This window comes from Pseudoalteromonas sp. GABNS16E (genome assembly GCF_028598715.1).
GTDB classification, from domain to species: Bacteria; Pseudomonadota; Gammaproteobacteria; order Enterobacterales; family Alteromonadaceae; genus Pseudoalteromonas; species Pseudoalteromonas atlantica.
The window spans coordinates 1-1,223 of the sequence record NZ_JAQREZ010000133.1; the positions used below are offsets into that span (position 1 = coordinate 1).

The following is a 1,223-nucleotide window of genomic DNA, read 5'->3' on the forward strand; positions in this document are numbered from 1 at the left end:
CACGGCAAGATCATTATAAATTGAACTTATAGAGCAAGTAGTGATCAGATCAAGGCATAATAATTACTTGGTCGCATAAATATGAGCACTACTTTTCTGAAACATTTTAATTCAATTACAGATCCTCGCATTGAACGTTGTAAAAAGCATGAACTTATCGATATTCTTCTCCTTGCTATTAGCGCTGTACTCTCTGGTGCAGAAGGATGGGAAGATATTGAAGACTTTGGGCACCTAAAGCTTGATTGGTTAAAAAAATACGGTACGTTCAACGCAGGAATTCCAAAACATGACACGATTGCGCGCGTCATGTGTCGGTTAAAAGCAAATGAAATAGAAAGGGCATTTCAATCTTGGATATCATCACTGATTGAAACCACAGGTGCAGATATCATCGCTATTGATGGCAAAACCGCACGGCGTTCATTTACCACAAAAGACAGAAAAAGTGCCTTACACACGGTCAGTGCATGGAGTTGCCAACACCAGTTAGTGCTTGGACAGACGGCTGTTGATAATAAAACAAATGAAATCACCGCAATACCAGAATTACTCACCCTGCTCGATATTGAAAACAGTATCATTACGTTAGATGCGATGGGATGCCAACAAGAAATAGCAAAACAAATCATCCAACAAAAAGCAGATTATATTCTTGCACTTAAAGGAAATCATTCAGGCATGCAAAAGGAACTAGAAGCGTGGTGGCACAAGTGCGAGCGTGAAAGGTTAACTCAGCATAATTGTGATGAATATACCGAAATAAGCTCAGGACATGGGCGTGTTGAAACACGTACATGCCAGCAGTTACTTATAGATAAAAGCTGGTTAGGCAAGGATTATCGTTGGCCTGGCTTAACGAGTATTATTAAGGTCAGGGCTGAAGTTCATGATAAGTCGGCAGGGTCGGATACCACTGAAACACGCTGGTATATAAGTTCATTAGACTTAAATGCAGCGCAAGCACTCAATGCGGTACGCAGTCACTGGCAGGTTGAAAGCATGCATTGGATGCTTGATATGAACTTCAGAGAAGATGAATCGAGAATACGCAAACTTCAAGGGCCATTAATGTTTAATGTAATGCGAAAGATAGCCATGGCGCTTTTTAAACAAGATACATCTAAGTCAGCTAGTATGGCGAGGAAAAAGAAAATGGCAGGGCTAGACGATGATTACCGCTCAACCCTGTTAGAGTCTGGGATTAAAATGCGCTAGCCGTG

General features: G+C 41.1%; 1 protein-coding gene. It reads left to right on the plus strand.

The genetic code is table 11. The features are described 5' to 3' along the window. Positions 1 to 81 precede the first annotated feature (81 nt). Entirely contained in the window at positions 82 to 1,218 is a 1,137-nt protein-coding gene (locus PSI06_RS20950; protein WP_029772849.1) for an ISAs1 family transposase, read from the plus strand. Positions 1,219 to 1,223: the final 5 nt, after the last annotated feature.